This window comes from Allolucifera butyrica, from assembly GCF_900476375.1.
In the GTDB taxonomy this organism is placed as follows: domain Bacteria; phylum Bacillota; class Negativicutes; order Sporomusales; family UPPP01; genus Lucifera; species Lucifera butyrica.
Map to the genome: position 1 here is coordinate 26,505 of NZ_UPPP01000091.1, position 6,005 is coordinate 32,509.

Consider the following 6,005-nt stretch of genomic DNA (forward strand, 5'->3'; position numbering starts at 1 on the left):
TCCTTAAAAACCAAGTCCAACAGATACACCAAACAAGGTTGAAATTAACGTGGTGGCAGTAAGTGCTCCCGAAATTCCAATAGCCATTTTTACCATTCTCTCGGATACGGCTCCCAAATTGCCAAAGCTAAGAGCCAAAAAACCACCACATACACATAAAGCGGACAAAATGCCTGCAACCGGCCCGGTTATTGACTTCATTACGGTATTCATGGGAGTTTCCCACGGAAGCCCGCTAGTACCTGACGCAAAGGCCGTGGAAGGAATAACCAGCACCACTAAGGCAGCTAAAAGAATCAATTTTAAACCATCATTTTTTTTCATAAAAAATCGCCCCTCTCTTAATTTTTTAATTGACCACCTAAAATAGCAACTCATTTTGAATCACCTCCTTTCAAAAGTCGGTTTTTACCGGATTTTACCGGCAAAAAAAATGTTTCTTACTTCTTGGACTTTATATCTTTTTGTCACAGTCGCTTGAAGCTTTTTTCTGTGGCAGAAAAGTATCTGGTGTTGTACCATAAACCCTGGCTAACTGTACGGCTAACTCAAAGCTAATCTTTATTTTCCCTAGCTCTACATCGGACAGCCATCGCTTATCTCTCCCGCATGGCAATGCAGCTTCTGTTTGAGTCATTCGAAGCGCCTTGCGGACTTCTCGAAAGCGGAAATTCATTCAGTTCACCCCTAACTACGGTTTCAAACAAAGGAAAGCAAACTTTCCATATATGCAATTTTTATTTCATTATATTGCATATATGGAAAATACACAACCCCTAATTTATCCTTTTTGTGGAGGAATTATTATGACTACATTCGGTCAACGCCTACGCCAAGCCAGGGAAAGTAGTAACATTTCTCTGACCACCTTTGCTGAAGAATCTGGAATATCGATAAGCAATCTTAGCAGATATGAAAATGACAGTGTTAAACCAACATCTGATTCCATCGTTGCAATAAGCAATTATTTGAACGTATCTACTGACTGGTTATTAAAGGGGACTGATAAGCCTATCACTGATCCTGATTTGCAGCACATGATAGACATATTGGAAAAGATGATGAGCATTGATTCAGATACGCGAATTTGGGTTAAAAAACAGTTTGAATACTGTTTTAAACCGCTAATCGATGAGATTTTAAATCCCAACAATAAATGATCTTTTCCCGCGCCTACGTTATAATGAAAGCAAGGCAAACCCCTTCAAGGACTAACACCTTTGGTGTAATCCTTGGGAGCTTTTGCTTGTAGGTGGATGTCGCTGGTCTCTTGGCGGGGATAGCGGCATCCTTGCATTTTCGTGAAATTGTTAACTTGACGGTTTTAATTTACAGGATAAATATGACAAACTTGTGACAATGTTAGCTAAAAATAGCATGTTATGGAAAAAAGCCCAATTTTTACGTAAAATCTACGCAAAAACTGGGCTTTTTAGATCGCGCTGCTATTTTCTATTTTAGATATATTTATAATACCTTTATAATATATTTAAAAGATATTTAAAAAGTATTATATAATACCTTCTTTTAGAAGCAATTGCCTGACCAACGGAGAAAAATCAAGCCCTATACTTTCGCAGTATGCATCGACTTTTTTTGACTGATCAGCGGTAAGATACACCCGCTTAGGTTTATCTGCTTTAACGTCCTTTGGCTTTCTCCCGGCCTTACTATGCAGATTGGCAGACTTACGCATGTCTGCTCCCTTCAAAAAAGCTTTCTCGGCTTTCTCCGTATCTACTGCAGATTCTTCTTCCTCGACTTCAGCGCCGACATTCAACCTGGTAAAACCGCCTGAGTTTCTCGCCATATGACATATCCTCCCGATCATTATAAATACATTTATAATATATTCTTAATACATTTATAATACACTATAAATATCTTCAAAACATGCGTCTAATTTCCTTCACCAGCTGCTGTATCTCGAACGCTGCTTTGGATTCCTTATCTAATTCGATAACGCTAACACCCTCCGCATATGCTTTTTTAAAATCAATACGGTTATGTATAACCTGTTCCAGCAAATCAAAATGTTCCGGAGTTTGCGATATACATTTTTTCAGCTTATTAACCATTCCCTTGCTGCGACTGTCGGCATTATTGATCACCACGTTAGTTTTAAAATCGCTTTTATATTCCCTGCTGGCCTGGCGTAAAACCTTTTCGAATGCCTCTAAGCCGAATAGTTCCACCTGTGAGGGGGCAACCGGGCTTATGAGGATATCCGCACCGACGAGAGCAAGCCTGTTTATATCACTGTCAAAACCACCAGAATCGACGATAAGTATTTCCGACTGATATTTACTATAGATATCTTTTAATTCTTCCAGCGTCTTCGCCGTAAAGCAATTCAAAGGGGTATGACCGTTCGCTTTTCTCAATTTGTTAAAATTAAGACTGCCCTGCAAAGCATCAAGGTCTAATAGCGGTGCATCAAATGCTTGTGCAAGATTTGTACTAAGAGTAGTTTTGCCGACCCCGCCTTTATAGTGCGTGACATTGATAATCATCAAAGCAACTCCTTTATAATATATTTATAATACCCTAAAAATACCTTTAATATTTATTATAAAGGTATTTAAAATATATTGTCAAGTAAACGACAATGATAAAAAAAACCGTCACAGAATAATTGTGACGGCCTAAGACTTTAACATTTTTTTCCACCAAGGTTTGGCAGACTGATTGCGGCGTTCTTCTTGAATGGCCCGAATAGCCTCCATAAGCTTCTTATCGCGCTGATCGGAACGAATCTCCATATCCTCCCGGAAGTTTTCAAGTTCCTGTTGTACAGCTTCCCGCACCGCATTTTGAATCATTTGCGCAACCTCAACCGGGGAAAGATGCCGTGTTACAGGTATTGCTTCTAAAGTAGTAGCAGCGGCTTGTACAGCGCCCATAGGTATCCACCATTGGCTCATACCCTTTCCACGGTCTTCCCAAACTGCGGGAAGTTCGCCGCTCTGTATGCGTTTACGAACGGTTTTTGTGCTAACACCAATGACTTCCGCTGCTTGTTTGATGTTATAATGGTCTTTCATAGCTCATCCCTCTTTTGTAAAATATTTCCATTTAAGTATACCATAGGTAAGACATGCCTGGAAGAATGGAAAAACCCTTAGAAAAATTTCTAAGGGTTTTCTGCTCCTATAAACCGGCTACAGTCTATTTTCCGCATTCTGATTGTTTCGTCAGGAATTTCTAATAGAGAAATGATTTTAGGCACTTCTTCTCTAGCTTGATACATAAGTACAAAGGTATGGTAATCTCCATAATTAGGTATATTGACGCTTCTTTTCCTCGGTTCTTTATATTTAATATCCAACATATTTACTAAATACCTACTTATCACATCTAGTACATTTTTTGCGCCTTCAAGTTTTACAATAGCATTCTTACCGCTGCTCGGTTTTGTTATTGCTGCTTTAGTGTAACAATATCCCCTGATAAACTCTAATTGATTTATATCCCCTTGAGGGTATTGTCTATCTTTATCACGCCGACTTGTCCATCCTAATTCAAATATTCTTTTGACAAACTCATTACCTGGTGTAATTCTAATTGCGTATGTATTATTCCGCTTATGAGGTTTAAAAGACCCTATTTTTTTGGAGATCAAAAATAGTAACTTTTTATCATGATGCCTAACTAATAGCCTTTCGTCATGAGATTCCGCGCCACAAAAAGAGCCGCAACCCCAAACAAATCCATAAATCCAATCCAAAGAAAGAGTATGCATTTTATTCTCCCTAAAAATTCCTTAAACCAGAAATATAGCGATATACTTTTAAAATCCTTTCTGCATTAGGATCATTTCTTTTCCATTCCGGAATCAAGCTTGATAGTGCTGGGATAGAGTATTTATGCTCCATGTCAGTCATAATCGCCGCCAGGCGTCCATCATCATCCCTGGCAATTCTTGCCCGTTCAAGATATTTTTCAAGTTCAGACATAATATTATCCATTAAATCACACACTTTCTGAGTTTTCTTTAATGCTTCCCTGTACAAGTTCAATAACATGCTCATAGACCGCAATCTGGCCGCTTTTATAGCCTTTATTCCAATCGTCTTTTCGTTCCTCTTTTTCAGATTCCGACTTCAAAAATTCGAGTATACTTATCAGCTTTTTACCGTCTATCATGTTTCCGTCCACTTTTATCCCTCCATTTCAGTTTGACCGGCTGCGCCTGTCAGCGCAGATCCGTGCCAAGTGCCTGTCCTTATACAATATCTTGTGCTGCCGGCAGCTGCGACGGATACAAGATATTGTGTCTCTCATTCAACCCTATTTTGACTTTGCCGCTACCAGGTGTTTTCGTATCAATATTTCGGCACTTTTTGCTTTCTCCTGGATCATATTTAAATAGTCTAAGGCGCTTTCAAATTTCCCGTTTTTTACATCCTCTTCGATGCGCTTCACCCTGGCGCAAAGATATTCCGTTTCCCATTCCCGGCTAATATCCAGCATTTTAATCATCCTTTCTTATTTCGTTCTATTTTGGGGTATAAATTGCTTTGGAAACACGAAATCCTGCTCTTTCTTAATGCATCCTAGAGGGTATATTCTTCCGCAACAATCACATTCTAAAGAAACACCACAATCATAAATTTTTCCATCTTCCCCTTCTTCAACACCAGTGAAAAATTTATTAAGTTTCAAAGGACTACCGCAAGCATTACACTTTAAAATATTTTTTTCGCAATTCATATTAACCCTCCGTTTCTATTTTGACGTTAAGTGCCGATCCTCGCTGGTGGCTCCGGCCATGCGCGGCAATGTAAGCCAGGTTGACTACCCCCAAGTCGTACTACTAAAAACCTGCTGCCAAGTCTTTCTACCGTTTTTCAACAAGTCTACACGAAGATAATCATTTTCACGTTTTACTGAAATATACTCAATTTCAAACTCAGAACTATTTGCTTCACGATAATTATTTCAAAAAGAATCAAAAGTCTTTTTATCAGAATCACTTAACCGGTTATAACCTTTAACCATTAAATATCCTCCAATCCATTTTGTCACTATGCAGGAATTTAGCTTTTTCCCCAGAAGTAATAAGGTTTCTCCCCACCCCTTGCTGGTTTGATTACTATGATTTTGTTTTTCCGAAAACGTCTCTATAGGCTCTAAATATAAACCTTATAAGTACAAAATTTAGAAACAAGATGATCCACTTCTTAGCGCCCTGGGCGCGGCCGAAATATATAGTCAAACTGGCTGCAGCCGATCACTGTCAGCCAGTTTGACTATTTGTCCGATTTAGGCTCCTCATTTGAAAATACAAATAACAGTACGCCGCTTATACCTATAATTAAACTAATTGTATTTGCATAAGGAAACGAAAAACCAGAAATCATGCTTGCCAATGGCATTGCAAGTGCCAGCATGATTAAATTGATACCATACCGTTTTGCTTTTTGATTGTATAGTTTAACAAGATCGCATAACTTCATTATTTATAATTCTCCTTTCCCGACTCTGAGCCAAACCAGCGGCACCGGCTGCATCCTGGATGCCGATGGCGATCCGCTCCGTGATCGCGGCCATGGCCGTCACCGCAAGCCAGTTTGACTATGTACTATTTTCTTGAAAACACGTATTTTCCTGTTATTTTCCTTTAAAAAGCTATAGTCAATTATTTTCAATTGGGAACAGTTTTATCCCTTTATATTCTTCATTTAATCGTTTAATAAGTCCTTTTAGGTTTACGCCGGGATAGGCTCCCGGCTGGCCTTTATGAAGTTTTATTCTACCGGCTCCGTTTGCCCCCGGAAACAATGACCGGCATATCGCCAACCCTCCGGGCTATTTTTTAAGGTTGAATAGGTAGCCCGCCATTTTCCGTCTTTATCCGGGTTATGGCTATATGGCTCGCCCATCTGGACACATTGCCCATTCATACAAGCCGGGGGCAAAACATTTATAAAATAGTCTACAAATTCCTCGTCTACCAAGTCGCCAACCTCTAAAAAGCTGTCCAAATCGCCTTCCCAATCCTT

Annotated in this window: 14 protein-coding genes; 1 reads left to right on the forward strand and 13 read right to left on the reverse strand. The window is 39.3% G+C overall.

What is annotated here, in order from left to right; all coding sequences use genetic code 11:
- Positions 1-3: 3 nt before the first annotated feature.
- Both LUCIF_RS18535 and LUCIF_RS18540 read right to left on the reverse strand, forming a co-directional pair.
- The gene (locus LUCIF_RS18535; RefSeq protein ID WP_165866065.1) at positions 4-324 is read right to left on the reverse strand and encodes a TrbC/VirB2 family type IV secretion system protein; all 321 of its coding nucleotides are present in this window, start codon (positions 322-324) and stop codon (positions 4-6) included.
- Positions 325-454: 130 nt separating this feature from the next.
- Positions 455-676: a helix-turn-helix domain-containing protein gene (locus tag LUCIF_RS18540; protein WP_122629346.1), complete on the reverse strand. Its 222-nt coding sequence runs from the start codon at positions 674-676 to the stop codon at positions 455-457.
- A 130-nt stretch (positions 677-806) separates the two neighbouring features.
- Here LUCIF_RS18540 and LUCIF_RS18545 point away from each other — a divergent pair, with 130 nt between their 5' ends.
- A complete protein-coding gene (locus LUCIF_RS18545; RefSeq protein ID WP_165866066.1) occupies positions 807-1,160 on the forward strand; it encodes a helix-turn-helix domain-containing protein in 354 nt (117 codons plus the stop codon).
- A 350-nt stretch (positions 1,161-1,510) separates the two neighbouring features.
- On the opposite strand, the gene LUCIF_RS18550 is transcribed toward LUCIF_RS18545, so the two are convergent.
- From LUCIF_RS18550 to LUCIF_RS18595, 11 genes are all read right to left on the reverse strand, one after another.
- A complete protein-coding gene (locus LUCIF_RS18550) occupies positions 1,511-1,810 on the reverse strand; it encodes a hypothetical protein (RefSeq protein WP_122629348.1) in 300 nt (99 codons plus the stop codon).
- A 76-nt stretch (positions 1,811-1,886) separates the two neighbouring features.
- Entirely contained in the window at positions 1,887-2,513 is a 627-nt protein-coding gene (locus LUCIF_RS18555) for a nucleotide-binding protein (protein ID WP_122629314.1), read from the reverse strand.
- 132 nt (positions 2,514-2,645) lie between these two features.
- Positions 2,646-3,044 carry a helix-turn-helix domain-containing protein gene (locus LUCIF_RS18560; protein ID WP_122629315.1) on the reverse strand — a complete coding sequence of 133 codons (399 nt, stop codon included), beginning with the start codon at positions 3,042-3,044 and terminating at the stop codon, positions 2,646-2,648.
- Positions 3,045-3,133: 89 nt separating this feature from the next.
- A complete protein-coding gene (locus LUCIF_RS18565; protein ID WP_122629316.1) occupies positions 3,134-3,742 on the reverse strand; it encodes a hypothetical protein in 609 nt (202 codons plus the stop codon).
- A 10-nt stretch (positions 3,743-3,752) separates the two neighbouring features.
- Positions 3,753-3,968, reverse strand: a complete 216-nt coding sequence (locus LUCIF_RS18570) for a hypothetical protein (protein ID WP_122629317.1) — start codon at positions 3,966-3,968, stop codon at positions 3,753-3,755.
- A gap of 4 nt (positions 3,969-3,972) precedes the next feature.
- Positions 3,973-4,158 (reverse strand): hypothetical protein, encoded by a 186-nt coding sequence (locus LUCIF_RS18575; protein ID WP_122629318.1) that lies wholly within the window; start codon positions 4,156-4,158, stop codon positions 3,973-3,975.
- Positions 4,159-4,290: 132 nt separating this feature from the next.
- Entirely contained in the window at positions 4,291-4,473 is a 183-nt protein-coding gene (locus LUCIF_RS18580; protein ID WP_122629319.1) for a hypothetical protein, read from the reverse strand.
- Between the two features lie 15 nt (positions 4,474-4,488).
- Positions 4,489-4,713 (reverse strand): hypothetical protein, encoded by a 225-nt coding sequence (locus LUCIF_RS18585; protein WP_122629320.1) that lies wholly within the window; start codon positions 4,711-4,713, stop codon positions 4,489-4,491.
- A 539-nt stretch (positions 4,714-5,252) separates the two neighbouring features.
- Positions 5,253-5,459, reverse strand: a complete 207-nt coding sequence (locus tag LUCIF_RS18590) for a hypothetical protein (protein WP_122629321.1) — start codon at positions 5,457-5,459, stop codon at positions 5,253-5,255.
- Positions 5,437-5,562 (reverse strand): hypothetical protein, encoded by a 126-nt coding sequence (locus LUCIF_RS27075; protein ID WP_279386973.1) that lies wholly within the window; start codon positions 5,560-5,562, stop codon positions 5,437-5,439. The genes LUCIF_RS18590 and LUCIF_RS27075 overlap by 23 nt, the downstream gene beginning before the upstream one ends.
- A 188-nt stretch (positions 5,563-5,750) precedes the next feature.
- Positions 5,751-6,005, reverse strand: a 255-nt coding sequence (locus LUCIF_RS18595; protein WP_207858037.1) for a hypothetical protein, incomplete at its 5' end; no start/stop codon positions are given.

What these genes read in the sequence shown, in the direction of transcription:
- LUCIF_RS18585 (WP_122629320.1), bottom strand. Translation starts at nt 4,713, where the DNA reads ATGAATTGCGAAAAAAATATTTTAAAGTGTAATGCTTGCGGTAGTCCT.
- LUCIF_RS18550 (WP_122629348.1), bottom strand. Translation starts at nt 1,810, where the DNA reads ATGGCGAGAAACTCAGGCGGTTTTACCAGGTTGAATGTCGGCGCTGAA.
- LUCIF_RS18590 (WP_122629321.1), bottom strand. Translation starts at nt 5,459, where the DNA reads ATGAAGTTATGCGATCTTGTTAAACTATACAATCAAAAAGCAAAACGG.
- LUCIF_RS18560 (WP_122629315.1), bottom strand. Translation starts at nt 3,044, where the DNA reads ATGAAAGACCATTATAACATCAAACAAGCAGCGGAAGTCATTGGTGTT.
- LUCIF_RS18555 (WP_122629314.1), bottom strand. Translation starts at nt 2,513, where the DNA reads ATGATTATCAATGTCACGCACTATAAAGGCGGGGTCGGCAAAACTACT.
- LUCIF_RS18565 (WP_122629316.1), bottom strand. Translation starts at nt 3,742, where the DNA reads ATGCATACTCTTTCTTTGGATTGGATTTATGGATTTGTTTGGGGTTGC.
- LUCIF_RS18580 (WP_122629319.1), bottom strand. Translation starts at nt 4,473, where the DNA reads ATGCTGGATATTAGCCGGGAATGGGAAACGGAATATCTTTGCGCCAGG.
- LUCIF_RS18540 (WP_122629346.1), bottom strand. Translation starts at nt 676, where the DNA reads ATGAATTTCCGCTTTCGAGAAGTCCGCAAGGCGCTTCGAATGACTCAA.
- LUCIF_RS18570 (WP_122629317.1), bottom strand. Translation starts at nt 3,968, where the DNA reads ATGGATAATATTATGTCTGAACTTGAAAAATATCTTGAACGGGCAAGA.
- LUCIF_RS18545 (WP_165866066.1), top strand. Translation starts at nt 807, where the DNA reads ATGACTACATTCGGTCAACGCCTACGCCAAGCCAGGGAAAGTAGTAAC.
- LUCIF_RS18535 (WP_165866065.1), bottom strand. Translation starts at nt 324, where the DNA reads ATGAAAAAAAATGATGGTTTAAAATTGATTCTTTTAGCTGCCTTAGTG.